This is a genomic window from Zoogloea sp. LCSB751, assembly GCF_002028455.1.
Lineage (GTDB): Bacteria > Pseudomonadota > Gammaproteobacteria > Burkholderiales > Rhodocyclaceae > Zoogloea.
Genome location: NZ_MWUM01000005.1, coordinates 1 through 26,947, shown reverse-complemented (window position 1 = coordinate 26,947; position 26,947 = coordinate 1). Strand labels below are relative to the sequence as shown.

At 62.9% G+C, this 26,947-nt stretch carries 20 protein-coding genes; 7 read left to right on the top strand and 13 right to left on the bottom strand.

The window, feature by feature from the left end:
- Positions 1-26 precede the first annotated feature (26 nt).
- Together B4920_RS07275 and B4920_RS29890 are read right to left on the bottom strand one after the other, a co-directional pair.
- On the bottom strand, positions 27-1,676 hold the full coding sequence (locus tag B4920_RS07275; protein WP_161493257.1) for a serine protease: 1,650 nt from the start codon (positions 1,674-1,676) through the stop codon (positions 27-29).
- A gap of 44 nt (positions 1,677-1,720) precedes the next feature.
- A complete protein-coding gene (locus tag B4920_RS29890) occupies positions 1,721-4,306 on the bottom strand; it encodes a hypothetical protein (RefSeq protein ID WP_216819790.1) in 2,586 nt (861 codons plus the stop codon).
- Between the two features lie 563 nt (positions 4,307-4,869).
- Here B4920_RS29890 and B4920_RS07265 point away from each other — a divergent pair.
- The 3 genes from B4920_RS07265 to B4920_RS07255 all read left to right on the top strand — a co-directional run bounded on the left by B4920_RS07265 (position 4,870) and on the right by B4920_RS07255 (position 8,182).
- Positions 4,870-5,472, top strand: coding sequence for a toll/interleukin-1 receptor domain-containing protein (locus B4920_RS07265; RefSeq protein ID WP_079433964.1), 603 nt, complete (start codon positions 4,870-4,872; stop codon positions 5,470-5,472).
- A gap of 1 nt (position 5,473) precedes the next feature.
- The gene (locus B4920_RS07260) at positions 5,474-6,886 is read left to right on the top strand and encodes a toll/interleukin-1 receptor domain-containing protein (protein WP_079433963.1); all 1,413 of its coding nucleotides are present in this window, start codon (positions 5,474-5,476) and stop codon (positions 6,884-6,886) included.
- A gap of 405 nt (positions 6,887-7,291) precedes the next feature.
- Positions 7,292-8,182 (top strand): AraC family transcriptional regulator, encoded by an 891-nt coding sequence (locus B4920_RS07255; protein ID WP_079433962.1) that lies wholly within the window; start codon positions 7,292-7,294, stop codon positions 8,180-8,182.
- Positions 8,183-8,274: 92 nt separating this feature from the next.
- On the opposite strand, the gene B4920_RS07250 is transcribed toward B4920_RS07255, so the two are convergent.
- From B4920_RS07250 to B4920_RS07240, 3 genes are all read right to left on the bottom strand, one after another.
- On the bottom strand, positions 8,275-9,333 hold the full coding sequence (locus tag B4920_RS07250; protein ID WP_079433961.1) for an alpha/beta fold hydrolase: 1,059 nt from the start codon (positions 9,331-9,333) through the stop codon (positions 8,275-8,277).
- A 33-nt stretch (positions 9,334-9,366) separates the two neighbouring features.
- The gene (locus B4920_RS07245; protein WP_079433960.1) at positions 9,367-11,016 is read right to left on the bottom strand and encodes an NAD(P)/FAD-dependent oxidoreductase; all 1,650 of its coding nucleotides are present in this window, start codon (positions 11,014-11,016) and stop codon (positions 9,367-9,369) included.
- Positions 11,017-11,198: 182 nt separating this feature from the next.
- Positions 11,199-11,573, bottom strand: coding sequence for a TfoX/Sxy family protein (locus tag B4920_RS07240; protein WP_079434173.1), 375 nt, complete (start codon positions 11,571-11,573; stop codon positions 11,199-11,201).
- A gap of 347 nt (positions 11,574-11,920) precedes the next feature.
- Here B4920_RS07240 and B4920_RS07235 point away from each other — a divergent pair, with 347 nt between their 5' ends.
- Together B4920_RS07235 and B4920_RS07230 are read left to right on the top strand one after the other, a co-directional pair.
- Positions 11,921-12,733, top strand: a complete 813-nt coding sequence (locus tag B4920_RS07235; RefSeq protein ID WP_079433959.1) for a uridine kinase — start codon at positions 11,921-11,923, stop codon at positions 12,731-12,733.
- Between the two features lie 11 nt (positions 12,734-12,744).
- Positions 12,745-13,578: a molybdenum storage protein subunit alpha gene (locus tag B4920_RS07230; RefSeq protein ID WP_079433958.1), complete on the top strand. Its 834-nt coding sequence runs from the start codon at positions 12,745-12,747 to the stop codon at positions 13,576-13,578.
- Between the two features lie 148 nt (positions 13,579-13,726).
- Here the strand turns inward: B4920_RS07230 and B4920_RS07225 are convergent, their stop codons facing one another.
- The gene (locus B4920_RS07225) at positions 13,727-13,915 is read right to left on the bottom strand and encodes a universal stress protein (RefSeq protein WP_254050868.1); all 189 of its coding nucleotides are present in this window, start codon (positions 13,913-13,915) and stop codon (positions 13,727-13,729) included.
- A 178-nt stretch (positions 13,916-14,093) separates the two neighbouring features.
- On the opposite strand from B4920_RS07225, the gene B4920_RS07220 reads away from it, so the two are divergent.
- Positions 14,094-14,579: a hypothetical protein gene (locus tag B4920_RS07220; RefSeq protein ID WP_079433957.1), complete on the top strand. Its 486-nt coding sequence runs from the start codon at positions 14,094-14,096 to the stop codon at positions 14,577-14,579.
- Positions 14,580-14,814: 235 nt separating this feature from the next.
- On the opposite strand, the gene B4920_RS07215 is transcribed toward B4920_RS07220, so the two are convergent.
- Together B4920_RS07215 and B4920_RS30375 are read right to left on the bottom strand one after the other, a co-directional pair.
- Complete coding sequence (locus B4920_RS07215) at positions 14,815-18,408, bottom strand: ATP-binding protein (protein ID WP_079433956.1); 3,594 nt, start codon at positions 18,406-18,408, stop codon at positions 14,815-14,817.
- A gap of 95 nt (positions 18,409-18,503) precedes the next feature.
- Complete coding sequence (locus B4920_RS30375) at positions 18,504-18,737, bottom strand: ATP-binding protein (RefSeq protein WP_256376083.1); 234 nt, start codon at positions 18,735-18,737, stop codon at positions 18,504-18,506.
- 421 nt (positions 18,738-19,158) lie between these two features.
- On the opposite strand from B4920_RS30375, the gene B4920_RS07205 reads away from it, so the two are divergent.
- Positions 19,159-19,443, top strand: a complete 285-nt coding sequence (locus B4920_RS07205) for a type II toxin-antitoxin system HicA family toxin (protein ID WP_079433954.1) — start codon at positions 19,159-19,161, stop codon at positions 19,441-19,443.
- A 28-nt stretch (positions 19,444-19,471) separates the two neighbouring features.
- Here the strand turns inward: B4920_RS07205 and B4920_RS07200 are convergent, their stop codons facing one another.
- The 5 genes from B4920_RS07200 to B4920_RS07180 all read right to left on the bottom strand — a co-directional run bounded on the left by B4920_RS07200 (position 19,472) and on the right by B4920_RS07180 (position 26,734).
- Positions 19,472-21,826 (bottom strand): exo-beta-N-acetylmuramidase NamZ domain-containing protein, encoded by a 2,355-nt coding sequence (locus B4920_RS07200; protein WP_254050866.1) that lies wholly within the window; start codon positions 21,824-21,826, stop codon positions 19,472-19,474.
- A gap of 77 nt (positions 21,827-21,903) precedes the next feature.
- The gene (locus tag B4920_RS07195; protein ID WP_079433952.1) at positions 21,904-23,151 is read right to left on the bottom strand and encodes a putative glycoside hydrolase; all 1,248 of its coding nucleotides are present in this window, start codon (positions 23,149-23,151) and stop codon (positions 21,904-21,906) included.
- Positions 23,148-23,942 carry a polysaccharide deacetylase family protein gene (locus B4920_RS07190; protein ID WP_254050865.1) on the bottom strand — a complete coding sequence of 265 codons (795 nt, stop codon included), beginning with the start codon at positions 23,940-23,942 and terminating at the stop codon, positions 23,148-23,150. Before B4920_RS07190 ends, B4920_RS07195 begins: the two co-directional genes overlap by 4 nt.
- Before the next feature lie 192 nt (positions 23,943-24,134).
- Positions 24,135-24,557 (bottom strand): transcription regulator, encoded by a 423-nt coding sequence (locus tag B4920_RS07185; protein WP_079433951.1) that lies wholly within the window; start codon positions 24,555-24,557, stop codon positions 24,135-24,137.
- Positions 24,554-26,734, bottom strand: a complete 2,181-nt coding sequence (locus B4920_RS07180; protein ID WP_079433950.1) for a NosR/NirI family protein — start codon at positions 26,732-26,734, stop codon at positions 24,554-24,556. The genes B4920_RS07185 and B4920_RS07180 overlap by 4 nt, the downstream gene beginning before the upstream one ends.
- Positions 26,735-26,947: the final 213 nt, after the last annotated feature.

The following is a 26,947-nucleotide window of genomic DNA, read 5'->3' as shown; positions in this document are numbered from 1 at the left end:
GAGTCACCGGCCAACTGCTGCTGCAATCAGCCAGCGTCAAGTACGGCTCGGATCTTGGCGACGATTGCATGGATGTTGATACCTTCATTCGCCTCGTACGTGCCCGGCTGGCCGTGGAGCTTTCGCATGTCGGACTTTCCGGCGTGGTGAAGGGCGATCAGTCGCCATTGATCGTCGAACACCGGACTGCCAGAGCTTCCGGGTTCCGATGGCGTTCGGTAATGCACCTTTTGCTCGTCCCAATCGAGCAGAAGATTGTCCTGAAGTGAGAACGACAGGCCTCCGCCCTGCGGATGGCCGACAATATAGGCGCGTGGCTGGCTATCCATCCGCGGCAGGCTCGGTGCCAACGGGTAACCGATGGCGCCTTCCACCGGACGGTCGAGTTGCAGGAGCGTGGCGTCGAATTCTCCGATAGGGGACGTGAAGATCGTTTTCTTGATCGTCCAGCTCTTTCCTTCAGCGCCTGGCAAGCCCTCGAAGCTCAATTGCGCCTCCTCAGGCGTAAGTGCAAAGGAGACTTCGGGGTGCGGGCTTATGACATGGCTGTTGGTAAGGAGGTACAACTCATCACCCAGGGAGGGATGAAGGGTCGTGCCCTGGATAAGGAAGCCCGTGCCTACGCCCCGGGATGACATCGGACGGCCGATGCGCGTGACACAGGCGCAACGTGCAAGCCCCGTGCGATACCAGTCGAGGGACTGGAAACGGTCCGTTCCAAATACGCGCTGAAGGTCTGCATGCGCCAATTCCTGCAATTCGCTGCGAACGCCAGCAGCCGTATGCTCAATGGTGCCGCCCTCTCGTTCGAGGATCGAGGCGCGTAGCATGGAGAGGATCGCCTCTTCGTCGGCTCTGAGCTCGGGGTTCTGGCTGCGCGGCAGATTCCATACGTCTTCAAGTTGCCGTAGCGTGCTTGCAAATTCGAAAGCGTCGGCGGCCTGATTCTTGACGTACTGGCGAATCCAGTGCAACCCGTCTTTCGCCTTTCCGAGAGCGATGCTCGCTTCGGCTGCGGTGCCGTAGTCCCACATGCTGGCGGTATCGATCGCATCCTTGGCCTCGACCCGTTCAAGAATTTCCTGCGCGAGCTTGGTCGGCAGAGGGAGCCCGGGTGTAATCAGCGGCACGTGGTCGCGCACGGCGCGATCGGCGACAGCCACCACGTTAATGCCGTGCCAGGCGAAGGCTTCGGGGTTGCGTTGATAAGGTCCGTAATAGGACTTCGCCGCCTCGTCCAGCCACTTCTGGTTCCGCTTGATGCTGGACTGCTTGGCGTTAGTGTATAGCTGTTTGTACGCCCGCCCGAGCAGCCCTCGTGCCTCGGCGTTCTCGCCGGAGTCGGTGCCCTCCGTGCTCTCGACCAGTTGGTCGAGCACGAGCATTGCTGCAGTGAAGTGCCCCTGATCAAGCAGTGCCTGCGCGTAGAGCCTGCGTACGGCATTTGATCCCGCTCCAGTCTGGATGAACGCATCGGCGAGTTTCTCCATTTGCGCGAAGCTGCGCTTCCGACGCAGTGTAGATAGCAGTTTCTTGGCCGGATTTTCGGGGTAGGGCTCTGCGGTCGCGTAAATTCTCTCTAACAGGTCGTCGAATAAGCTTGATGTGGCGGCCTTGTCTTGGAGATCAAATGCGGCGTTCAGTTTCTCCAGATCAGCATTGGGGTCCCAGGCCATGTCCAGCCTCCTTCTCATATATCACTGCGATGACAATGCAGCGTCTACAGTCGCCACTGCGCTTGAGAGTCGTAAGCGGCCGCCTCCGGTTTAACTGACAGATGAACATGGTGATCATGGGGGTTGGCGCCCGTGTAGGCCCTCCAGACCCATGGTTGTACCGTGGAGCTGCAAATGCGGCGGTTCCAGATGATGTATTTGATGCGAGGGTCGCGGCTTGTGCGCAGCGCTTCAGCAATTCGCTCGCCCGTGCAGCCGGACAACGGATCGTGTGTAATATCCATCGCCGTTACGACCCCGAGGCCGCCTGCCTGTACCCAGGGGTTGTGATCTGAATTGCGCGTGGCATGTGCTCCGTCACCGATGGTGCCGTCGCTAAGCCTGCTGCGGTTCGGATAGAGCGAGTCGACCTGCCGTTTGAGTTGCAGCAGTGCATTGGCGACCCGCCACGGCGTGACCGAAGCCTCCAGCCCTTTTGGGTTTGTGGTGCTGCCAGCGCGCTCTTCCTGACTCAACTCGACACTGTCGCATTCGCAGGCCACGGGGTGCTCTTCGGTTGGCGTACCCTCAACTCCATGAATTGCGCTGCGCAATACTATTGCGAACTTTTGTGCGACGCGCGTATAGCCTTCGTCCGTCGGATGCAATTCGTCTGCCCACAGGGGGGGGACGACAGTGCCGCGTACGTCCACGTGGAAGGCAGTGCGGAAAGCGCCGTTAGGATTGTTTCCACCGCACAGGGCACGGATTCGTTCGTTGAGGCGGTCGATCATGAGTCGGACGATGGCACGCTGGAGGCTGGGGTCTCTTATGCCTAGCGTCTCGCGCATGGCACGACCGATCCACTGGTCCTGTTTTGCCCACAAAGGACTCCGTTCGTCGCCGGGAGCACCTCCCGGAATCACATAGTCATAGCCGTGGCAGATCACGGGCAGCCGAGGAAACTCCGCCGCTACGTTGGTGATCACCTGGCGATAGCACGCCTCGATGAAGCGCAGCCTGTCGGCGAGGGCTTCGTTGTCCAGGTACCACGCTGGCGATCTGTCTGCCTCGAAGGGCCGGATGATCTGTGCAATGACGGCCCGTCCCCTCTCATCCTCTCCCACGATGTCGTTGCCGCCACCGGAAAAGAGGAAGGCCCGTACCTGGCCCGCCTGAGCCCGTAGCGCCTGCATGTATTCCGGGTTATCCACGACCATGTTCTGCAGGGTGTCGCCGGCGGCGTCGACGCTCCATATGTTGAATTCGTGAAGAAGGTTGTCGATGACATCCTCAAGGAAAATAGGAAACTGGAACCAGGAATCCCCCTCGGACACGAGCACCAACCGGCCTTCGCCCTGCCGCCGCCTGAATTGTGCCTGGCGGCGCAGCCGACAGAGGCCATTCGCCCAATCCATCATCATGGCACCCTCAAGAGCGTCCCCAGGAGGGGAGACGGTGACGCGGGCGGGGTCGGGGATGACGGCAGGCGCGAATGGACGCGAGACGGCGGGACTGACCGTGAAGTACTGTTTGAGCTTCGAATCCGGTATGTCGGGATCGCGCATCATGCGCTGTAATTCGGCCATCGTGATGGGTGACTCGGCCGCTCCGACCCCCTCCAGCGCAGCATGTGTCTGCAGCTCTTCCAGCAGCAGTTCAGCGGTGCGCAATGCGCGCAGTGCAGGCTGCCCTTCGAGGACGGCGGCTTCGCGGGGGGGCGCGACGGAGAAGCCGGCATCGTTGATTTCCCGATTGAAGATTTCCACGATACGTTTCTTGTCGGCCTGCACCAGATCGGCGCTCAGCCAAACTGCGCGGCGCAGCTGGTCGAAACGTTGGCGTACCTCATCCTCCGGCCTGCCCTCTTCCGCGGCACCACGCACTGCATTCCAGCTGTCGCGGACCTCCGGGATCTTCGCGTAGTCGGACCGCTGTGTCGTTGCCTCGATACCGAGAACCAAGTACGGAAAGCCACTAATGGGCTTGCCATTGCGGTCGAGCAGGCCGAAGTCATTCGGGTCCAGATGCACGCCGTCAAGTGAAGAGGACCCCTTCGGTACGCGCGCAACCACGATGTTTCCGGTCCGAAGCTGGTTATCCGTACGTGCAAAACCGATCTCCAACTGAGCTCCATCGCTCTTGAACAGGAGTTGCGCGCCGCGCTTGATGGGGTCGACGAAAGGCTTGAGCTGACTCAGAAAGGCCACACTGGCCGTGCCGCTTAGGTCGGACAGCAGTTCCAGGTACGGTTTGGCGAGATCGGTTGCAGCTATGCTGAACAAGGCGACCTCCATCGCGAGTTCGCCTCGGTATGGGATGGGACCCAGAAGGGGCTGGTTCACGACGATCAGACGGTCTATGTGCTTCGGATCGAGTGCCTCGAAGGATTTTTCCGGTGAGATCACGCTCACCAACTCCCTTTGTCCGGCAGTGCGATCGGGATAGGCGAAGTGCGCGTGCACGGTCGCGAAGAACTTGGTCGTCCAACGTCGGACGTCGACCAGGCGCGCAGACCGGAGCCACACTCGGACATACTGGGTGTCAGGGGCCACCAGAACTGGTTCATCGTCGTCCGCCACATAGAAATGGGCATAGTCCGTCGAGGGTTCGTTCTTGAGCCGGCCAAGGAGATCGTTCAAGAAGGCCATTGCGTTCTCCTGAGGTTGGGGTCGGGGAGGCTGCATTGGACGAGCTGTTGCTTGACGTTGGAATGACAAGCCCTACTGGCAGACCAGTACGGTCGGCAGCTCAGACGATTGTCGCGACATCAACGATGCACTGTGGTGCCACTGGCCAAGCCAAGCGTTTCTGGATCAAGGTAGTCCTGGAGCCCGGCCTGAACCCGAGGACATATTGCATCGGTATAGCATAGTCCGTTCGGTCTGCAAGGCCTCATGGAGAGAAAGGATCTTCGTTGATAAGCAAGCAACGAAGATCATTGAGATTTGAAGGTTGCGGGCGTCGGGGCACTTGAAGTGGACACCCACAGCAAGAGCCTGCGGCTAGAAGAGCAGCGGCCAGGGATTGATATCCAGTGCGACCAGAACATGCTTTGCGCCCATATTTATTACTGTGCGAACGGCCTTCATCGATTTCTTCTATTGACATGAAGGCTATGCGTTACTAGCGTATGGAGGTACGGGCTGTTCCACTAAAAGAGTTTTCGCGGTGTGATTAACCTCCATCCCGCGGCTTTGCTGAGGAGCAGGGGGTGAGCTATGAATATGACGCTTTTGTCAGTTATCGGCACACGACCGGTGCCAAGGATTGGGTGCGCCAGATTTTTGTGCCGGAGTTGAAGAAATGGCTGTCGAACATACTGCCGACTGAGCCAAGTATATTTCTTGATTCTGAAAGCATTAGAGCTTCGGCAAACTGGAAGGCCAAGCTTGAACATGCTATCAGACGGTCGAAGTGTCTTATTGCCGTATTGAACGGCCCTTATTTTTCCAGTGATTATTGTGTGGCTGAGTGGTTCTCGTTCATCAGTCGGGAACAGATTCTCGGCTATGGCCAGCCCGGCACACCGGAAGGCCTCATCGTTCCGATTCGATTCTTCGATGGCCAGCACTATCATGAGAGTGCCAAAGCGAAACAGTTTCTGGACATGACGCCGTGGGCGCTGACTGGTAGGGCCTTTGTCGAGTCGGCCGAATTTCTGGAGTTTCAAAGAGCCGTTCAGAGTCTCGCCATTCAATTGACTGACGACTCTATCGGGATTATTTCAAATCCGCCAAATTTCCAGGAGTGGCCTGTTTGTTTTCCTGACGCCTCTCCTTCGGTTTCCGGTATGTCACTTCCCAGGATTCGATAGCATGGCCGGGAAAATAATAACCTTTTATTCATACAAGGGCGGTGTGGGGCGTAGTTTCTTGCTGGCGAATGTTGCTGCCTTGTTGGCTCGTTGGGGATATCGAGTATTGTGTATTGATTGGGATCTGGAGGCGCCTGGCCTTGGGCACTATTTTAGATCGTGGATCACTTCTGAGAAGCCCGGGGTTGTCGACTTGGTTACCGATTTCGCGAGCAATCGCAATGCTCCAAATTGGGTTCAATTCTTGGGGCGGGTTCAGATCCCTTCCTTTCAGGCAAAGTTTGATTTCATCTCGGCGGGCACGGGCGGTGATCAGTACTTGGTGCGGGCCCAAGGCATTGACTGGGATAGCCTTTATGGCGAGCATGGTTTCGGAGAGTTCCTGGAGGGGCTACGTTCGACTTGGAAGTCTTTGTATGATTTTGTCCTTGTTGACAGTCGCACAGGGATATCCGATCTCGCAGGCATTTGCACGATTCATCTTCCTGATTTGCTTGTTTTCTTGTTCACGGCGAACAATCAAAGCTTGGAGGGCGCGACGTCAAGTGCTGCACGGATCGTTGAAAGCCGGAACCAACTTCCCTTCGACCGGGAAAAATTGCTCTGTCTGCCCGTTCTCTCCCGATTTGCAGTCGACAAAGAGTATGAGCTCGCTAACGATTGGATGCTTCGTATTGAAACGTCAGTTAGTGATTTCTACACCGATTGGCTTAGCCGCGAGGTGCCAGTGCGCTCCTTGCTTCTCAGTACTCGTATCCCGGAGAATGTGTATTGGACATTTGGCGAACGTCTACCCGTCGTAGAGGATCAGCCAGCCGCCAATGACCCGCTGTCGATCAATCAGCCCATGATGAATATCGCTGCTTTGCTTGCCAGGGACCTTTCCGGCGTGCAGCAGTTGATGTTGAGCCGCGATGCTTATCTGGCAAGTGCGGAACAAAATAGGAGAAAGATCCTGCTGAATATGCGGTCGAGTCAAACAGCTCCTCAAGTCTTTCTTAGCGCGCCGTTCGATGAGGCTGAGTTTGCAGAGTCGTTAGCCAGAGAGCTTGGGGAAAGAGGAGCAGACGTTCAGGGCGACTGGAAGGGTGTCGGTAAACGCGGCGATAACTGGAAGCACGATCTGCTGCGCGAGTTGCGGAATGCCCGCTATTTGATCGTGCTCATCGTCGGAAAATTTGATGATCGACAAGATGCAGCTGTGGAGAGTTTTTTCTCGTTGAGCGTGCGGGGGCGTGACGACGGACGGATTATTCCTGTGCTCTTGAACGAAGAAAGTATGGCCAGCGTTCCATCCATACTGCGGTCACTGACCTTCGTTGATGGGCGGGACAGATCTGTCGAGACTGTTGCATTCAAATGCTCGAGGATTATTTGGGCGGATAGCGATGTCGAGCCGCTCGCTCTCGTGTAGCTTCAGTTGCTGGAAGAGTGTGAGAATTGCATTTCGAAAGTGGTTGGCAGTCAACGTGCAACCGTCTCAGAGTCGAAGGGTGCGCTTTGGGCTAAACGGTGAGTTTGGCGAATTCAAGCCTGCCTACAAAAACAAGGAAGTGTCGGGTTATAGATATAGGCAGCCTTTCTAATTTTTCTGTCACGTATTTGCCATCAAACCCTATCCACCGGTTTAGAAACGTCCTCAAAATGACACCTATCAGATGGGCCTGGATCTTCTGGTGCTATTGATGTTCTGCGCTCATTCCAAAAACCCTATCGCCAACACAGTTTTTTTGATTCATACATGGACATATCCTAGAAATGTATTGAGCGAGGCGCGTTAGCGCGCCTCTTTTTACTCCCGTAACCAGCGAGTCCGCCCATGGGTTCCTTGATCTCTCCGCAAGACTTGCCGACCTGGGTGCCGGGGCGGGTGTTGTCGGCCAGCGACGGACTGGGGTGGAAGGATGTGGGCCATCGGTCCTATCTTTACACAGGGCTCGATGTGGCGATTCCGCCGGTCGATCATTACATGGTCGTCCGGTACCGTACCGGGCAGACGCCGATGGACCGGCGCGTGGAGGGGCGGTGGACGCGGCGGCAGTGTGCGCCGGGGGAGTTCTCCCTGCTGACCCGTTCGGAACCGTCCCACTGGCATTGGACGGAATGCATCGAGGTGTCCCACACCTATCTGTCGGACGCGCTGATGCAGCGGGTGGCGGCGGACATCACCGAGCGGGCGGTGGCCGACATCCGGCTGCACGATGTGCTGCAGGCGCGGGACCCGGTGGTGATGAGCATCGTCGATGCGATTGCTGCCGAGGCGGAGCGGACGGGCTTTGGAGGTAGCCTGTACGTGGAGGCGCTGTCGATCCAGCTGGCGGTGCATCTGTTCCGCCATTACGCGTGCATCCAGTTCCGTGACGAGGTGCCGGCCGGGCCGTTGTCGCCGGCGCGCATGCGGCGTCTGAACGAGTTTCTTGATTCCCACCTGCAAGACAGCATTTCCATCGAGCAGATGGCGGCGACGTTGGGCTTGGGGGTGTGGACTTTCTCGAAGCATTTCCGGGCGACGACAGGGGCTTCGCCTTACGACTACGTGACGCGGCGGCGGCTGGAGCGGGCGGTGCGTCTGCTCACGGCGGGGGAGCTGGCGATCAAGGAAGTGGCTGTGGATTGCGGTTTCTCCGACCAGGCCCACCTGACGCGGGTGATGCGGGCACGGATGGGCACGACGCCGGCGCGTATGCGCAAAGAGGGCGGCAGCGCATAAAAAGGGGCGCAACGGCAATGCCGATGCGCCCGAATGGCGCGTCCTGAAGCAAGGGGCGCCTGCGCTTGCAGCCGGTCAGGGCCGCCTGGGCATCACCTTCCGGAGGTGATCGGTTGCACCAGCAGTTCCTTCAGATGGCCGTCCAGTTCGGCAATGCAGTTGGTGTCGGTGCCGAACAGGGCGAGATGGCCGTCGATGCTGTTGATCGGCCGGAACGCGCTGTTGGGGATGAGCTGCTGCTCGGCCAGGCAATCGGTGGGCGGGAAGAACATGTCGTGGCTGATCGGCATCACGAAGGTTTTGGCCGTGATGCGGCCGAGGGCTTCGGTGAGGTTGCCGCCGGTGTGGCGGCTCACGTCGCCGCGCTGCCATTTCCAGGCCATGCACAGCAGGTTGTTCGGATCCATCGGGCCGAAATAGCCGTTCATGAACTGTTCGACGAAGCTCTGCATGCTGTCGAAGCCGAGCACCCGGTGGCGGCCACAGCGGAAGAACTCGGTGCTCCAGCCCATCACCGTCCATAGCTTGGCGTGCCGCTGCAGGCCGGCGGCCACGTCCGCAGGTGACGTGTAACTGCCATCGCGAAAGCCGGGATCGGTGGTGATGGCGTCCATCAGCGTGTCGGCAAACACGAAGTCATGCTCGGTGTTGCGGGCCGTGCCGGCAATCGGCGCGGCGCGTTCGACCATCTCCGGGTAGCGCACCGCCCATTCGTAGGTCTGCTGGGCGCCCATCGAGCCGCCGACCACCAGCGCCAGCCGTTCGATGCCGAAATGCTGGACGAGCAGCCGGTGTTGGGCGCGCACGTCGTCGCCGATACGCACGCGGGGGAAGCGCGGCCCGGCGATGTCGGCCGGCGCGTTGCTGGGCGACAGGGACAGGCCGCTGCCGATCTGATTGACGACGATGATGAAGTAGCGCTCGGGGTCGAGGGCGTGGCCGGGGCCGATGTAGACCTGCTCCATGATCTTGCTGGTGCCGGAATACCAGGTCGGCACCAGGATGGCGTTGTCCCGCGCGGCGTTGAGGCGGCCGTTGGTGGCGACGGCGAGCGTGCACTCTTCAAGCACGCCGCCTTCTTCGAGTTCGAGGCGGCCGATGTCGATGAGCTTGAAGGGGCCGTGGTTTTCCTGGGTGTAATAGGTGTTCATGATTTTGTCTCCTCCTGGGGGCGATGGCGTGGCTCAGCGCATGGCGAAGCCGGGGTAGCCCTGGCTGGCGAGCTCGTCGCACTGGCGGTTGTAGTTGCCGACACCGCCAATGTAGGAGATCAACCGGCGCGGCTTGCCTTCGACGTTGGAGCCCATGTACCAGGAGTCGGTCTTGACGACGAGGGTGGCGGCGGCGGTTTCGTCATGGTGCTGAACCCAGGCGTCTTCGAAGTCCTGAGTGGCTTCGATGACCTGTTTGCCGTTCTGGCGGGCGTAGGCGATGCAGTCGGTGATCCAGTCCACCTGTTGCTGCAGGCAGGTCGTCATGTTGCACAGGGCGGCGGAGGGGGCGAGGGGCGCGCCGGTGGTGAACAGGTTGGGGTAGCCGTGTACCTGCAGGCCCATGGAGGTGCGGATTTCCTGGCTCCATTGTTCCTTGAGGGAGCGCCCGCCGCGGCCGCGGATGTCGATGCGGCTAAGGGCGCCGGAGCCGGCGTCGAAGCCGAGGGCCAGGATGATCACGTCTACCTCATGTACCGTGCCATCGGCGGTCTGGATGCCTTCCGGAACGATCCGCTCGATGGGCGCCTTGCGGCAGTCCACGCCTTCCACGTTGGGCTGCAGGTAGACCTCCAGGTACTTGTTCTCCAGCGGCACGCGGTGGGTGCCGAAGCCGTAGTCCTGCGGGATCAGCAGCTCGCACAGGTCGGCCCGGTGCTGCAGGCGGTCGCGCATCTTGGCGCGCACGAACTCCGACACTTCCTCGCTGACCGCCTCGTCGAAGAACATCTCGGGGAATGAGGCCAGCCACAGGGCGAGGGAGCCGTCGTTCCAGTTGCGTTCGAGGATGGCGGTGCGTTCTTCGGGCGTCTTCTCGTCCCACGGGCCGGCGTCGAAGTCATAGTCGAAGCCGGCAAAGGTGCTGCGCACGCGCTGTTTGGTTTCATGGAAGCGCTCGCCCCATTTCTGCCAGTCCTGCTCGGAGTATTTGGGGTTCTGCATCGGGATGATGTACTGCGGCGTGCGCACGAAGATCTTCATCGAGCCGACTTCCGGTGCGATGGTCTGGATCACCTGGATGCCGGTGGCGCCGGTGCCGACCACGGCGACCCGCTTGCCCTGCAGATCCACCGGCTCCTTCGGCCACAGGCCGGTGATGAGCACTTCGCCCTTGAAGCTGGATTGGCCCGGGAAGCGGTCGACGATGGGGGCCGACAGCATGCCGCAGCAGGCGAGCAGATACTGGGCGGTCACCGTTTCGCCGGCGGCGGTGGTGATACGCCACAGATCCTCGGCCTCGTCGAAATGGGCCGAGGCGATGCGGGTGCCAAACTGGATGTCCTTCTTCAGGTCGAGTTTGTCGGCCACGTAATTGAGCCAGCGCTCGGTTTCCGGCTGCGCGGGGAAGCGCTCGGACGGTTGCCAGGATTTGTACAACTCTTCGGAGAACCAGTACTGGTAGATCTCCGCCTGGGAATCGAAGCGGGCGCCGGGGTAGCGGTTCCAGTACCAGGTGCCGCCGACGCCGCTGCCGGTTTCATAAGCGCGCACCTTGAGGCCCATCTCGCGCAGGCGATGCAGTTGATACAGGCCGGCGACGCCGGCGCCGATCACCAGCGCGTCGAGATGTTCGGGCTGAGCTTGTTGGGGGGCGGGGTTCTGCGGGGTGTGTTGCGTACTCATGTCTTGTCTCCATTGCCTTATCGTTGTGCGAATGGCCACCGGGCCGCTTGCCGGCCTGGGTGGCGACCCGACGTGCCTCGCTCGGGGCGTGGCTGCTGTCGTGTCGGAGATCAATCTATGAGCGATGGGCCTGGGGTTTCTTGTCGATCCTTGGCGAAGTTTTGAACAAAACGGAGAAAGTGCTATTTGGCGGTGGGCGTAGTCTGCCGGCGGCGGGCCGATCCTGTCTTCGATGCATCCGCACGTAGTGCGGCCTCGAAGGCATGGCGCGCCCACTGCGCGGCCTCGTGAATGTCCTCCAGAACGGATTCCGGGGCCTGGTAGTAGGAGAGGCCGATGGTCTTTCCCTGGCGCACGTACTGGAACTGGCCCAGGCCCAGGGCTGCGAAGTCCGCGACGGTTTGCGCATCGGCCTTCAGGTACAAGGTCTCGTCATGGATCAGGCCGAACATGATGCCGTCGTGAAAGACACCGTAGCCCGAAAACATCCGTTTCAGGCCGATCGGTCCGAAGAGCCGGAAAATGTCGGATAGATGATGTGCGAATTCTCTGGTCATGGTCAATTGTTGCTCCTGATTTCCCTGCTTTGAAGTGACAATTCAGAGGTGGCGATATTTACATATTCATTTTATTCATTCGGGTAATGAATGCACGGTTGTGGTGATTCTCTCCGGAGAATGAACCTGTTTGGTGCAAATGCCAGAAAATTAGGCGTTATTCATGATGTACGGTTGATTCTATATAGCGCTCCTTTCTATTCTTTTGTTGCGATGTGTTTTTTGCTGCACGTCTGACACGCACTGGACTATCTCTCGAAAATCATCCCGTCTATTTCGCCTGGTTTTGTCAGGGGGCGGATTCGTCGAGAGGCGCTGCAGTGGATCGATACGATGAAAGGACTCATATGACCAACACGACGGCTGAGCTCGAAGAGCTCCTCATGCAGCGTTCGCTGACCGACGCGCAGCTTCTGGCTGCGGCGGACAAGGCGGCGGATTTCCGGATTCTGCCGGATGCCACGGTGATCAAGATCGGTGGGCAGAGCCTGATCGATCGCGGCCGCGCGGCGGTCTATCCGCTGGTGGACGAGATCGTTGCAGCCCGCAAGGATCACAAGCTGCTGATCGGCACCGGCGCGGGGACGCGCGCGCGGCATCTGTACTCGATCGCCGCCGGGCTCAATCTGCCGGCCGGCGTGCTGGCGCAGCTCGGTGCGTCGGTGGCCGACCAGAATGCCGCGATGCTGGGGCAACTGCTGGCAAAGCACGGCATCTCGATGGTCGACAGTGCCGGCATGTCGGCAGTGCCGCTGTTCCTGGCCGAGGTGCATGGCGTCGTCTTCAGCGGCATGCCGCCGTACAAGTTGTGGATCCGGCCGGGGGCCGAGGGCGTGATTCCGCCTTATCGCACCGATGCGGGCTGTTTCCTGGTGGCCGAGCAGTTCGGTTGCAAGGCGATGATCTACGTGAAGGACGAGGACGGCCTGTATACCGCCAACCCGAAGACCTCGAAGGATGCCAAGTTCATCCCGAAGATTTCGGTCGATGAAATGAAGGCGGCCGGGCTGCACGACTCCATCCTCGAGTTTCCGGTACTCGATCTGCTGAAGGACGCACGCCATGTCCGCCAGGTGCAGGTCGTTAACGGCCTCGTACCCGGCAATCTGACCCGCGCGCTCGCAGGCGAGCACGTCGGCACCCTCATCACCGCGAGCTGAGAACCACCGCCATGGCTGAAACTACCAATACCATCAAGCACGTTGCCTCGCCGCTGGCGCGTCAGACCCTTCTCGACGGCGATCTGGTCCGTCCCGTCGCGGGTGTTCGCCCGATCCGTCTGCTGCCGTGGCTGCAGGTCGTCAAGATCGGCGGCCGCGCAATCATGGACCGCGGCGCCGAGGCGATCCTGCCGATCGTCGAGGAACTGCGCAAGGTGCTGCCCGAGCACCGCCTGCTGATCCTGACCGGCGCCGGCATCCGCGCCCGCCACCTGTACGGCGTGGGCCTCGATCTGGGCCTGCCGGTCGGCTCGCTGGCGCCGCTGGCGGCCAGCGAGGCCGGCCAGAACGGTCACATTCTGGCATCGCTGCTGGCGCCGGAAGGGGTTTCCTACGTGGAGCATCCGACTATCGCCGGGCAGTTGGCGATCCACCTTGCCGCTGCCCGTGCGGTGGTGGGCAGCGCCTTCCCGCCGTATCACCACCACGAGTTCCCCGGCTCACGCATTCCGCAGCACCGGGCCGACACCGGCGCCTTCCTGCTGGCCGATGCGCTTGGCGCGGCGGGCCTGACGATCGTCGAGGACGTGGATGGCGTTTATACGGCGGATCCGAACGGACCCGATGCGGCCAAGGCTCAACTGCTGCGCGAGACGAGTGCGGCCGAACTCGCCAGCCAGGAAGGCACGCTGCCCTTTGACCGCGCCTTGCCCGATGTGATGGCCAACGCCCGCCATCTGGAGCGCGTGCAGATCGTCAATGGTCTGGTGCCGGGCCGGCTCACCGCTGCGCTGCGCGGCGAGCATGTAGGGACAATTGTCCACACCGGGCTGCGCCCGCTGTAACCACGCGGTTCGAAGCGCTTCCATGGAGGAGCCTTTCCGGTGAAGGCTCCTCTTTTGGCAGTGCCGTTGGGGGCGCTGATTTATCCGGCCTGTTGGCGCTGCCCGGATCAGCGGTCGATCGGGACGAGCACGACCGGTACGTCGGCCTTCATTGTGACCTTGTGGGCCACGGAGCCGAGGATGAGCTCGCCGATGGCGCTGTGGCCGGCAGCGATACCGTCATGGCGTGGAGCTTGGCCTCGAACCTGGTGGCCAGCCCGACCGCGTGGCGGAAGACGGCGGGAGAGCGCGGGGTCAGGTCCGACGCGTAGAGGATCGATTTGATCTGATAAGCCATGTCTGCCTCCTGGACGTTGTTGTGTGTGACGGAGTCTAGAGGCTTATCGGCGCACCGATGTCGTCAGTGGCTGATGTGCGCTATTCGCTTTCGGATATGGACAGACCTCAATGGCATCGAACCTGCTAGATCTCGATATGCAGGGGGAAAACCCCCGGCTTTTTGTCGCAAATCTTTCATGGAGACCTTCATCGTGCCCACATTGGCCGAGAACACGACACATATCGATCTGGCTATCGCCAAGCCCAAGGGCCTGAGCCTGCAGCAGTTGGGGGTGCCGCTGCTGGAAGGCACGGTGATCAAGAAGGGCAAGCTGCCCGAGTTCCTGCAGTTGTTCGAGGACGGCAAGGCCGGGCGCCGCTACCAGAACATCCGTGTCACCGCGGCCAAGGCGCTCGAAGGAGAAGTCGAGACGGCGCGGTGCATCGTGCAGTTCGAGGTGTTCGGCGATGAGAACGTGCCGGTGGCGGACAACAGTGGTTTCGGCATCACCCTGTGTGCCGGCGGTGAGGCGCTGCTGGAGTTGCCCCAGACCGCGGCCTTCCTTCCCTATGCGGCGTGTTGGTATGAAAACCAGTTTTTCTACGAGGTGCCGCCGGGGCTCTTCGACCGCGTGGACGGCCTTCGTTTCACCCTGAAGACGGATCAGGTCCGGCCGCTCTGAAGCACGCTCAACGCCTTTGTGGCAGCGGGCTTCGCGCAGGGCGGGCCCGCCTTTGTCTTACTGGCGCGGTCCGATCCTGGCGGCCAGGGTATCGGCCGCTGCGCCGATGTCCTGTGCCCGTTGGCGCATCAGCGTCAGCATTTCTCCGAGCAGTTGTTCCGGCGCCGCTTCCACGACGCCTTCGCCGATCAGCCAGCAACGAGAGTGCCAGGATGGTAGGCGATGCAGCCCGGCTTCAATGTGGCGACGGTGGCATGCTGGCCTGCCGCGATGCATGCAGCCATTTCTGCAGGATCCGGTAGAAGTCCCCGGGGTTGAAGGGTTTGCAGAGGTAGTCGTTCATCCCCGCGTCCAGGCAGCTCTGCCGGTCTTCGGCAAACGCGTTGGCGGTCAGCGCCACGATGGGCGTGTCCCGGTAGCATTCGAGTTTCCGCAGTGTCCGCGTGGCAGTCAGGCCATCCATGTTCGGCATCTGCATGTCCATCAGGATCAGGTCGTAGTGCATGGCTCGGGCCATCTCGAGCGCCATGTTGCCGTCGTCCGCCACGTCGACCGTCAGCCCGGCATCGCGCAACAGCTCGTGGGTGATTTCCTGGTTGATCAGATCGTCCTCGACCAGCAGAACGTGGGCCTCGCCGAGCGTTGCGGTCGCCAGCGGCGCCGGCGCACGCAAGTGCTGCGCAGCCTGTGGCGGTGGGGCGACATTGCTGTCCGCGTGGGCGCGCGCGAGGCGCAGCGAGAAGGAGAAGCGGCTGCCTGCGCCGACCGTGCTTTCGACCTGCAGGTGGCCGCCCATCAGCTGGATCAGCTGGCGGGTGATGGAAAGCCCCAGACCGGAGCCCCCGTATTTGCGGGTGGTCGAGCCGTCGGCCTGTTCGAAGGGTGAAAACAGGCGGGGAAGCTGCTCGGCGGGGATGCCGATGCCGCTGTCGATGACCGTGAAGCCGACCTGCACGTCCGTCGGGGTCTCCTCCTCGATGGTGACTGAAACCTGCACGGCACCGTGTTCCGTGAATTTGATGCCGTTGCCGATCAGGTTGATCAGCACCTGTTGCAGGCGCAGGGGGTCGAAGACCAGCATCAGCCGTTCGAGTTGCGGGGCCATGGCCAGTTCGAAGCGCAGGGCCTTTTCTGCGGCCTTGTCGGCGAGCACATCTTCGACGGTATGGAGGACGCTGGCCAGATTGCCGGGTGTGGATTCGAGCGTCAGGCGTTCGGCTTCGATCTTCGAGAGATCGAGGATGTCGTTGAGCAGACCGAGCAGGTGGTTGGCGGCCGTGGATATCCGGTCGACCTGGTGGCGCTGGAGCGGGCTCAGGCTGCTGCGGGCGAGGATGTGGGAGAAGCCGATGATGGCATTCATCGGGGTACGGATTTCGTGGCTCATGTTGCTCAGGAAGGTGCTCTTGGCGCGGCTGGCGGTTTCGGCGGCTTCCTTGGCGATGGACAGTGCCGTGGTGCGCTCGCCCACCAGTTCTTCGAGGTGTTCGCGGTGGCGGGTCAGTTCGGCGTTGCGCTGGACTTCGTCGGCGATGTCCTCGACCAGGGACCAGATATAGCGGGCACCGTCCGCGCTCTTGATGATGACGCCGTTCAGGCGGATGGCGGCCAGGCTGCCGTCCTTGCGCCGATATTCCTTCTCGTAGGGTCCGTATTGGCCGGTACGTTCCAGGGACTCCAGTTGCTGCATCTCGGCCGCGCGATATTTGTCTGGCGTCAGTTCCCAGTAGTCGATGGTTTTGAGCTCGGATTCCGGGTAGCCGGAGATGCGCCGGAACGATTCGTTGAATTCGACGAACTGGCCGTTCATGTCGGTCAGGGCAATACCGACCGGCGACATGGTGAACAAGCCGCGGAGCTTTTCGTCGGTTTCCATCACCCGCACCTGGGCCTGGTGCCGTTCGATGGCGGCGCCGATCCAGCGGCTGAGGAGCAGCATGAACTCTTCGTCCCGCTCGTCGAACTCTCGGGTGTAGGGCGTCCGAGAGCTGAAATTGATCGTTCCATAGAGGCGGCCGGCGACGTGGACCGGAGAGCCGATGTAAGCCTCGAGCTTGAAATTCCGATAACAGGGGTGGCTGGCGTGGGGCGAGCTGCCCATGTGGGAAATGGCCAGCACGCCGTCGCCACGGGCCAGCGTGACGGCGCAGTAGGTCCCGGCGTAGCTGAACTCCTGGCCGTCCTGCAGGGTGTCCGGTGGAGAGACCTGGGAGACCACCTTGTAGATGTCGTCGTCGATCCGGCTGATGATGCCGATGTCGAGCCCGAACTGGGTGGTGCCGATGCGCAGCACGGCCCGCAGTTCGTCCTCGAGGGAGTCGTAGTGGATGACGCCCAGTTCGTTGAGGGCCTTCAGCCCGGCCAACTGGCGTTGCCGCGCCTGGTCGCTGGCGCGCCGGTCGTTGATGTCTTCCAGGATCCAGATGCTGTCGTGCTCTGAGGGGGTGCCGGCCAGCGGTCGGCCAGACAGCCTGATCCACAGCGGCGCTCCGTTCCGATGCCGCATCCTGAGCTCGAGGGTGTGCTGTTGCCCGTTGGCCAGCGCGGGATAGGACGTCTTGCCGAGTTCGGCATGGTCGGCGTCGTTCAGATAGAACAGGCGCGTCGGCTGGTTCTCCATCTCCTCGGGGGTGTAGCCGAAGATCTCCCCCATCTTCCGGTTGGCCCACAGGATCTTGCGATCCTTGATCAGGGAAATGCCGACCCCGGTATTGTCCAGAATGCCGGCGAGTTCTTCATGGCGCACGGTGGCATTGAGCAGGTCGATGTTCATGCGCTGTTCGCGCCGCTCCACTTCGATCAGGCTGGCGTGCATGTCGTGGAGCTCCCGCACGAATGTCCGGGGCACGGGAACGGCCTCGCCCTGCTGCAGGGCGCGCGGCGCTTCGGCAAGTTCGGCGATCTGCCTGGTCAGGGTGCGGGCGAGCCACAGGGCGCCCAGGGCGCCGAGGGCCGCACAGCCGAAGCCGGCCAGCAGGAGCTGGTGCAAGGGGGTGTAGAAGGCGGTGTTGAGCGTCTCGATGGGCGCGCCGACGATGACGCGCCAGCCCCAGTCGGATACCTGGGTGACCGTCGTGCTGACCCGCACGCCGTCCAGTGTGAAGGCATCGAAGACGCCCCGTTTGCCTGCTCGCAAGGCCTGCTGCAGCGAAGGAGAGATCTTCTTGCCGATGAATTCGTCCGGTGCCCGCGAGCGGGCCAGCACGAGGCCTTGCTCATCAACGATGACGCCGGTCCAGTCGCCAGGCAAGCGTTGTTCGAAGAGCAGCTGGTTGAAGGATGCGGCTGCGAGATTCATGCGCAGACAGTAGGCGGGCTTGCCGTTCAGGAAAACCGGGACGCTCAGGGCGGTCTCGAAGCGGCCGGAGGAGGGATTCCTCAGGGCGCCGGAGATGACTGGCTTGCCCGTCGACAAGACGCGCTTTACGTCGTCCTGGTTGCCTGCCGCCGCCGCCGGGCTGTCGATGGGCGCCGATGTGGAGAACAGGCTGTGACCGTCCCGCGCGATGAGGGCAATCGATGTCGCATCCGGGTTCAGATCCAGCACCCGTTGGGCATGCCCGTAGATCTCCTTGAGGTCGTCGTTTTGGGCAGAGGCGGAGGTGGCGATCCCGTTGAGCTGTCCGAGGGCCATTTTGAGGCGCTCGTTGGCGGCGCTGGCGGCGGCCTCGGTACGCTGCTGCAGTCCGACCTCCAGGGCCGCATGCCGCGCCCTGTTGATCTCGAAGACCGTGTAGGTGGAGAACAGAAGGAGTGGAATCACGCCGAGGGTGGCCAGCACCAGCAGCCACACCCGCATGCCGAGGCGGGGGAAACGAAATCTATGCATAGTCTTTGTTGCGGCTTCCCTTTCGAGGTGCCCGCTGTTTCCGGTCGTTGCTCCGCCAGCTGGGGTTGTGTGTCATCGATGCGTCGCGAGGTGTTTCAGGCCACAGTCTGCAGGCGGGTGAAGCGGAACGTCGAGCCGGCGCCGGGCAGGCTATGTACCACGATTTCACCGTTCATCAAGTGTGCCAGTTTCCGGCTCAAGGCCAGTCCCAGGCCCGTGCCGCCGTATCTGCGGGTCGATGAGCCGTCGCCCTGTTCGAAAAGGGCGAACAGACCTGCGTTGTCGGCTGCTGGAATACCGATCCCCGTGTCCTGCACATCGCAGCGCAGCGTGAGGGTGTTCGCCGCCTCCCGTTCAGCGGCGTGCGCAATTCGTGGCTGACGTTGGCAATGAACATGTTCTTGGCCCGGTGGGCGCTCTCGGCCGCCTCCTTGGCGATCCGCAGGGCCATCGTGCGGTTGTCGACGAGAGATTCGAGATACTCCCGCTGCTCGGCGATGGCCAGCTTGGCGCGGGTGGGGTGTCGGGTGTGGCGTTCATGGTCTGCTGTCGGTTCGTCTGGTCTGACCGGCTCCCTGCATTATCGCCATGTTGGTGGGGAGTATTGTCGTTTTCGTCACGGCGGCGCATCGATGCGGTGCCCGGTACTTCGGCTTGTCTGATACCGAGTGTGTCGTGCCCGCCACGCCCCTGCCCATAGCCACGGGGATGGTGCAAGAATGCCGCTGTAGACAAAGGGAGGTAGAAGCCATGAGCCACAAGCATCGGAACGTGCTGGAAGCGATCTTCCGCGACCCGCTCAGCAGCAACATCCAGTGGCGTGAAGTGGAGTCGCTGTTGCATCACCTGGGGGCTGAGGTGGAGCCGAATCACGGCGCGCGCTTCCGTATCGTGCTGAACAGGCATGAGTTCTTCATCCATCACCCGCACCACGGCAACGAGTTCACGAAGCAGGAGGTGAAGTACCTGCGCGAGGCGCTGGCTGGAGCGGGCGTCACCCTGTCCGCTTACGACGAGCTGGAGCGCAGGACCTGAGCGGCCTGCCCGCAGCGCGGGCGCTGATTCATGGGTAGAGCAGGAAGGCCGCCCGTCGGGCGAGATAGGCTGCCTGCGCGTCGTGCCAGGCGGCGACGATGGCGGACGGCGGCGTGCCGGCGCGGATCGCGTCGAGGCTGGCCTGGCTGCCCAGGTTGCCGAGGATCCTGTTCAGCGTGAAATGCCGGGGATGGAGGCGGTGCAGGCTCGCCGCGAGGGCGATGCCGAGGGCCGGTGTGTCGATGGCGTCGCGGTCGTCGACGATGACGCGGACGCCGTTGCAGGTTTCGCCGGCGTAGGGGCCTGCCACCGGCTGGAAGCGGGTGGCGCTGAAATGCACGCCGTCCAGGTGCAGGGCCTCCAGTTCGGCGGCGAGTTGTGCTCCGTCAATCCACGGTGCTCCGACAACTTCGAAGGGCGTCGGTGTGCCGCGGCCAACCGAGACTTCGGCGCCCTCAATGAGGCCGACGCCGGGATAGAGCAGCGTGGCGGTGAGGCTCGTCAGGTTGGGCGACGGCGGCAGCCAGGGCAGGCCGGTGTCGTCGTACCACAGGGTGCGGCGGTAGCCCTGCATCGGGATGACCTGCAGCTGTACATCCACGTTGGCCTCGGCGCGGAACAGGCGGGCGAATTCGCCGAGGGTCAGGCCGTGGCGTATCGGCAGTGGCCAGTAGCCGGTGAAGCCGCGGCGCTCCGCGTCGAGCAGCGGGCCTTGCACCCGGTCGGCGCGCAGCGGATTGGGGCGGTCCAGCACGATGACGCGCACGCCCTGGGCGGCGGCGGCTTCCATCAGATAGGCGAGGGTGCTGGCGTAAGTGTAGAAGCGCACGCCGGCATCCTGCAGGTCCACCACCACCGCGTCGAGGCCGTCGAGCATGGCTGCGGTTGGGCGGCGGGCGGCGCCGTACAGGCTGCGTACCGGCAGCCCGCTGAGGCTGTCGATGTCGTCGCCGATACGGCCTTCCCGGTCGGCGGTGAGTCCATGTTCGGGGCTGAACAAGGCGACGAGCGTCACGCCCGGCGCACGGGCGAGGACGTCGATGTCCCGCCGTCCGGCTGCATCCACGCCGCTGCGGTTGGTCAGCAGGCCGACGCGCAGACCACGCAGCGCGGCGAAGGATTCCCCTTCAAGTACATCGATGCCGGTCCGGACCGGCTGTGCGACCGTTTTCGGGATGTAGGGTGCGACCTGGGCGGCCTGTTCGGGGTCGGCGCCGGCGATGCGCTCGGCCGGCAGCGCCGGCAGGGACGAGGCAATGGCATCGATGATGCGGGCGCGCAGCGGCGCGGCATCGCCACCGCCGTTGGGATGCACGCGATTGCTGAGGATCACCACGTAAATGCCCGAGAAGGGGTCGATCCACAGCCCGGTGCCGGTGTAGCCCAGGTGGCTGATCGCGCCGAAGGGCGGCAGGGCCGCCCGGTTGGCTGCGAGCGGAGCCTGCGGACGCCAGCCGAGGCTGCGCGGCGATGCGGCCGGGTAGGTTTGCGGGATGAAGAGGCTCTGGAGCGAGGCGGGTGTCAACAACCTGGGATCGCTGTCGAGCACGGCACGGGCGAAGCTTGCCAGATCGTCTGCGGTGCCGAACAGGCCTGCGCTGCCGGCTACGCCGCCGAGGCGGGCGGCGAGGGGATCATGTACCACGCCGCGCCGCGGGCCGCCGCCATTCCAGGTGGTCGGCGCGATGCGCGGCAGCTGCGTGGCCGGTGGCAGGAAGCCGGTGTCGTGCATGCCGAGGGGGTTGAACAGCCGGCGCCGGCCATATTCGTCGAGTGGCAGGCCCGACACCCGCCGGACCAGCTCGCCGAGCACGATGAAATTGACGTCGCTGTAGAGCGGATCGCCGCCGGCCCGAGCGATGGGTTTGAGGGCGACGATGCGGGCCAAGACATCCTCCGGGCGCATGGCCTGGCGGATGTCGACCCCGGCGGGCAGGCCGGAGGTGTGGGCCAGCAGGTGACGGACCGTGATCGCCTCCTTGCCCTGGGCGGCGAACTGGGGCCAGTAGCGGGCGACCGGTGCATCGAGGGTCAGCAGGCCACGTTCGACGAGTTGCAGCACGGCCGGTGTGGTGGCAATGACCTTGGTCAGGGAGGCCAGGTCGAAGACGGTGTCGACGGTCATCGGCTCGGGCGCCGGCACCAGGGCGCGCTGCCCGAAGGCGTGCCGGTAGACGACCGCGTCGCCCTCGCCAACCAGCACCACCGCACCGGGAATGTGTCTTGAGGCAATTTCCGCTTCGACGATGGGGGCGATGAGCGCGTCGAGATGAGCCTCGTCGAGCCGGCCGGCCGCGGCGGCACTGAACGACAGGCATACCGCAACCAGCAGCCACAGTAGTCCGAGGAGCCCTCCCGTAGGGGCGAATTCATTCGCCCTCAACCGGCTATTCGAAGTCCGTGGGCGAATGAACGGGCCCCTTTCGTCGGGGTGTTGGCGCCGGGAGCACAAAGCGGCTTTCATTTCTTGCCGAGTCCATCCGCGGTGTAGGCGTTGCGTGGGTTCCACAACATCCAGCCGCTGGTGCCCACGTTGTCGGCTGCATCGATCTGCTTGCGGATCTCCGGGCCGCCGAAGGCGCGGTGGTCGAAGGCGTAGTCGCGGAAGCCCTGGATCCATGGGCGTAGCCGTAGCGGAGAGATGCCGGTTCGTGCGATAGCGTGTTTGAGGGTGAGGTGGACGATCTCTTTGGGATTGGCGACCGGGTTGGTGTAGCCGGGAATGCCAAACTTGAAGCCGGACGGGTAGAGCATCGGGGCCAGATAGTCCAGGTGGCTTGCCAGTATCTCGAGCTTCTGGCCAATGAGGGTGTCGTTGGTGTTCCAGAACACGTAGCCGAAGATGTCGGCGCTGAGAAAGACGTTGTACGGGAGCAGGCGGCTGCGTGCCGTCGTCAGAAATCCGGAGATGGCGGCGACGCGGTTTTCTTCGGTGTTGGCGACCGAGAAGTGCAGGCCCGGTGAGTCGGGGAAGCGCACGTAGTCGAACTGGATCTCGTCGAAGCCGAGGCGGGCCGCTTCGACGGCCAGGTCGAGGCTGTAATTCCACGCTTCGCGCCGGGACGGATCGATCCAGGCCAGCTCTTCCCCATCGTGGAAGACGGCGCCGGTGGCCGTCTTGACCGCCCATTCGGGGTGGGCGTTGGCGAGCGGATCGTCCTTGAAGACGACGATGCGGGCGATCAGGTAAACGTTCTTTTCCCTGAGCTGGGCGATCAGTTTGCCCATGTCGGCAACCGTGGTGATCTTTCTCGCACCGATGGTTTCCGCCAGGCTGACGGCGGTGGGATAGGGCACGCCACCGCGGTCGCCTTTCATGTCGATGACCAGGGCGTTGAGTTCGGTCTGTTCGATGAGCTCGAGCGCGGCCTGGCGCAGGCCCTGGTGGCCGACGCCCCAGAAGGACAGGTACAGGGCTTTCGGGCGGATGGCGGCGAGGCGCAGGGGCGGGGCGGATTCCCCGTCGGGCGGTATGACCGATGCACGGCGGTAGCCGATGGCGCGGGCGGCCACGGCGGCGCAGGTGCCGGGAAACGCGTAGCGACCGTCGACGCCCGTGGTGAGGACGTCCTTGCCGCGGGTGACGAGTGCGCCGGCCAGGGGCTTGTCGCTGCTGGCTTCGACGACCTGGCCCGTGCAGGTCTGGGCTTCGGTGGCGATGAGCAGCAGGGCAAGAAAGAGGAGCACGTACTTGGCAACGTTTGTCATGGTTGGGCTCCGTTGGCAGAGCGCTCCCCGGCTTGCAGGCTGTGGATCAAACCGCTGACCCCGCGCCCGTCGACGATCAGGTAGCGCGGCAGGGCGAGAGGGGAATCGCGGGAGGTCGCGTGACGCTCGTCGAGGATGAAGGCGGCTTGGTAGCCGGCTGCTTTGGCGGCTGCCTCCAGCCCGGCGTCGTGGATGCCGAAGGGCCAGGCCAGGTAGTCGGCCTTGACGCCGAGCCGGCTCTGCAGCACCTGGCGGGGCTTGTCGAGCTGTTGGCGGACGAACTGCCGGTAGGCCTCGGCGTCGAGGCGCCGCCGCTCGACGCGGAAGTCCGGGTGCCACCAGGTGTGCGATTGGACGTGCACGCTGCCGGTGGCTAGCAGTTCCTGCAGCTGGGCCCAGTTCATCGCGTAGCTGGCACTGGAAATGGCCGATGGATAGATGAACAGCGTGATGGGCAGGTGCTCCCGACGGATGATCGGCAGCAGATCGGTATACACCGTGCGATGTCCGTCATCGACGGTGATGGCGACGGCCCTGGGCGGCAGCGGCACGCGCCCGGCGAGGCCGTCCACGACCGTGGCGAGGGGGACGATGGTGTAGCCGGCGCGACGAAGCGCAGCCAGTTGGGCGACGAAGACTTCGGTGCGGGTCGTCATACTGTCGGCCACTTGCGGGCCGAAGCGGTGATAAACGAGGATGGCGGCGGACGACGGTGCTGCCCGTGCCGGCCAGCTGAAGAGTACGGCGACAACGATGAGCCCTGCCCGCAGCATCTGCAGGCAAAGACTCACTCTCGATGCGTTCCCTCGGACATCCATTTCGGCGGGCTCTGCCATCGTCAAGTGCTGCCCCAGTCCCGCTCAACACCGTGGGGGCGAATGAATTCACCCCCACGTGGGACACGGACTTCTTCTTTCAGGATAGTCCGATGGCCGCCGGGCTGAGGACGGGGCTGGGGCCGACTGCCAAATCCGGCACGGGGCTTACACGATCAGTACGCCCGCCGTCTTTAGTGCGATGAACAGCACGGCGCCGATCAGCAGGTTCTTGAAGCTCACGTAGCAGATCATGTCCATCACCGTTGCGCGGCGGTACAGGCGGCCCCACCAGGGTCCTTCCTTCACGTAGGGCTTGGCGTCGAGGCGCACCAGCACCTCGAAGACGCTCCAGCCGAACCACCAGCCGATGATGGCGCCGGCCTCCAGGCGGCCGAGGGCGGCCATCACCCAGGCCAGCGTGGCGGCGATGGCTAGCGCGAAGCCGGCGCCCTGGATTGCCTTGCGGGCCGGCTGGCCCTTGCCGGCCCACGGCCACAGGTGGTCGCGGAGTTCGGCGATGAGCCAGGGCAGGCCGTGGGCTTCGCCGTAGGCGGGCTGGCGCAGCTCGTTGCGGTCGGCGATGGTCATGCCGTGGCTCCTTTCTTCTGCGGTTCAGCCGGCACTTGATGGATGGGGATGAAGTAGCCCTTGCCGTTGATCGGCGTCAGCGGCTGGCCGGCCTTGCTGCGGCGTTTGCGTTCCTGGGCCAGCGGCGGGCAGGCGTGGTCGTCGTAGTAGAGCACCATGCAGTCGAGGCACAGCATGCATTCGCGCTGGTCGATGTTGCCCTTGGCGTCAATGGCCTGGGAGCCGCAGCCCTTGGCGCAGGCCTTGCACGAGGTGCATTCGTCCTTGCGCTTGAGGCCGAACCAGCGGAAGGTGGTCGGCATGGCCAGCGCGGCGCCGAGCGGGCACAGGTACTTGCAGAAGGGCCGCTCGATGAAGATCGACAGGCCCAGCAGACCGGCCGCGAACAGGCTGTACGGCCAGCTGCGGTTGGTGATACCGACCAGGAAGGTGGTCTTGAAGGGTTCCACCTCGGCGAGCTTCTCGGCCAGGCCCATGCTGAAGAAGGACACCGCGAGGAGGCCGAAGAAGACCACGTACTTCACCCACTTGAGCTTGTCGTGCAGCGGCTTGGGCAACTGGAACTGGAAGCGCTTGAGGCCGACCAGCCGGCCGAGGCGGAACAGCAGTTCCGACAGGGAGCCGAAGGGGCACAGCCAGCCGCAGAAGAAGCCGCGCCCCCAGATGAAGACGGTGGCGATGATGAAGACCCAGAACACGAAGATCAGCGGGTCGGACAGGAACAGCTCCCACTTCCACTGGAACAGCAGGCTGTGGAACCAGGTGAGCACCTGGGTGATGGACGGCTGGGCCATGGCCGAGAAGCCGACGAAGCCGATGGAGATCACCCAGCCGGTGTACTTGAATGCATTGACCGGCCAGCGGCGCTGGCGGTTGGCGCGCCGGACCAGCTTGTCGCGGCTGGCGTAGGCGGCGGAGAGGGCGAGCAGGAAGACGATGAAGCCGGCGATCTCGACGGCACGCTCCTTCCACACCTTGAGCCAGGTCGGGTCGGGCTTGACCACCACCGGGCGGCCGCCTTCCAGGTACTTGTCGGCCAGCCAGTATTCCTTGTCGAAGTTGGCGAAGGTCTTGGCGGCGGTTTCCTTGTCGATCTTGTTGCCGAGGAAGACAAGCTTCCACGGGTAGGCGGCCGAGAAGCCCTTGCCGCGGATGATGAAGATCGCCGATTCGCTGAAGGCCGGTGCGCCGGCGGCGGCGACGCTCCACAGGTTGACGTAGTCGAGGTCGCGGAAGGTGAAGCTGTCTTTGTCCTGGCGCACCTGCACGCGGTCGTAGATACCACCGCGGACGAAGCCGGAGCCCTTGAAGGAGTCCATGCCGGCGGGCTTGATGATGAAGATGGCGTGCTCGCCGTCCTTCAGGCGGCTCATCAGGCTGGCGTAGCCGTCCTTGCCGAGGATGGCCTGGCCGATGACGGGCTGGTTGAGGTAGCCGAACCACAGGTCCATGTAGGGGCCATCGCCCTTCAGGCCGACTTCCTCGGGCTTGACGGTGAGGCGCTGCACGCTGCCGTCGGCGACTAGGTCGCTCCACGACGGCGTGCCCGTGGCGGGCGGGAACTTGGCCTGCGGGCGGATCACCGGCTTGAGGATGCCGACCTGTTTGGCAACCGTGGTGCCGGAGGTCATCATCACCTGGTTCTGGGCGATGACGGTGACGGTGGCGCCGGTGATCGCATCGAGGCCGATGATGTTCTCGTCGGGGCGCGACTTGCCGATCTCGATGTTGTCGCCGACGAACTTGCCCAGGTACTGGTTGTTGAACTTGATCAGCAGGGATTCGGGAATGCCGAGCAGCAGGATCGGTTCGGAGTGCTTGAGGATCTTCACGCCGACGAACTTGCCGGCGGTGTCCATGCCGATCAGCGTCACCACCGGCTTGCCGGAGTAGGCCGGGGTGTCGGTGATGTCGGTGGACAGCATGACGTAGCCGAGGAGCTTCTTCTGGCCGCCTTCGTCCTTGTAGGCTTCGACGAAGGGCGGCTGGCCCTTGCGTTCCGAGAAACTGGTGGCACCGGGCATGACTTCCGCGCAGGGCGCGTAGTCGCACATCTTCGGCGATGTGCCCAGTTCGGGGGGGAGCTTGACCTCGTAGGTGTCGGCATGGACCGCGCTGGCAAGGACGAGTCCGGCCAGGGCAGGGATGAGGCGGCGCAGGGCGCGCAGGGCGAACATCGGTGACTCCGCTCGATCAGGATGTCGGCAGATTGTGAGGATGTGTGGCGGCGGGCGCCTTAAGCTGGGTCAATTTGTCGCAGAGCCTTGTCCGGCGGACTCTGGGAGGCGGACGGCACACAGATCGAAGGGGGAGTGTCAGGAATTTTGTGTTTGAGGCGCTTCATGCACCTGCTCAGCCATGGTTGAGCAGGCGCGGCGGTCTTCATTTTG

Excerpts from the sequence above, each read along its gene's own strand:
- B4920_RS07275 (WP_161493257.1), bottom strand. The coding sequence starts at position 1,676 with ATGGCCTGGGACCCCAATGCTGATCTGGAGAAACTGAACGCCGCATTT.
- B4920_RS29890 (WP_216819790.1), bottom strand. The coding sequence starts at position 4,306 with ATGGCCTTCTTGAACGATCTCCTTGGCCGGCTCAAGAACGAACCCTCG.
- B4920_RS07260 (WP_079433963.1), top strand. The coding sequence starts at position 5,474 with ATGGCCGGGAAAATAATAACCTTTTATTCATACAAGGGCGGTGTGGGG.
- B4920_RS07255 (WP_079433962.1), top strand. The coding sequence starts at position 7,292 with ATGGGTTCCTTGATCTCTCCGCAAGACTTGCCGACCTGGGTGCCGGGG.
- B4920_RS07250 (WP_079433961.1), bottom strand. The coding sequence starts at position 9,333 with ATGAACACCTATTACACCCAGGAAAACCACGGCCCCTTCAAGCTCATC.
- B4920_RS07245 (WP_079433960.1), bottom strand. The coding sequence starts at position 11,016 with ATGAGTACGCAACACACCCCGCAGAACCCCGCCCCCCAACAAGCTCAG.
- B4920_RS07240 (WP_079434173.1), bottom strand. The coding sequence starts at position 11,573 with ATGACCAGAGAATTCGCACATCATCTATCCGACATTTTCCGGCTCTTC.
- B4920_RS07235 (WP_079433959.1), top strand. The coding sequence starts at position 11,921 with ATGACCAACACGACGGCTGAGCTCGAAGAGCTCCTCATGCAGCGTTCG.
- B4920_RS07230 (WP_079433958.1), top strand. The coding sequence starts at position 12,745 with ATGGCTGAAACTACCAATACCATCAAGCACGTTGCCTCGCCGCTGGCG.
- B4920_RS07225 (WP_254050868.1), bottom strand. The coding sequence starts at position 13,915 with ATGGCTTATCAGATCAAATCGATCCTCTACGCGTCGGACCTGACCCCG.
- B4920_RS07220 (WP_079433957.1), top strand. The coding sequence starts at position 14,094 with ATGGAGACCTTCATCGTGCCCACATTGGCCGAGAACACGACACATATC.
- B4920_RS07215 (WP_079433956.1), bottom strand. The coding sequence starts at position 18,408 with ATGCATAGATTTCGTTTCCCCCGCCTCGGCATGCGGGTGTGGCTGCTG.
- B4920_RS07205 (WP_079433954.1), top strand. The coding sequence starts at position 19,159 with ATGAGCCACAAGCATCGGAACGTGCTGGAAGCGATCTTCCGCGACCCG.
- B4920_RS07195 (WP_079433952.1), bottom strand. The coding sequence starts at position 23,151 with ATGACAAACGTTGCCAAGTACGTGCTCCTCTTTCTTGCCCTGCTGCTC.
- B4920_RS07185 (WP_079433951.1), bottom strand. The coding sequence starts at position 24,557 with ATGACCATCGCCGACCGCAACGAGCTGCGCCAGCCCGCCTACGGCGAA.
- B4920_RS07180 (WP_079433950.1), bottom strand. The coding sequence starts at position 26,734 with ATGTTCGCCCTGCGCGCCCTGCGCCGCCTCATCCCTGCCCTGGCCGGA.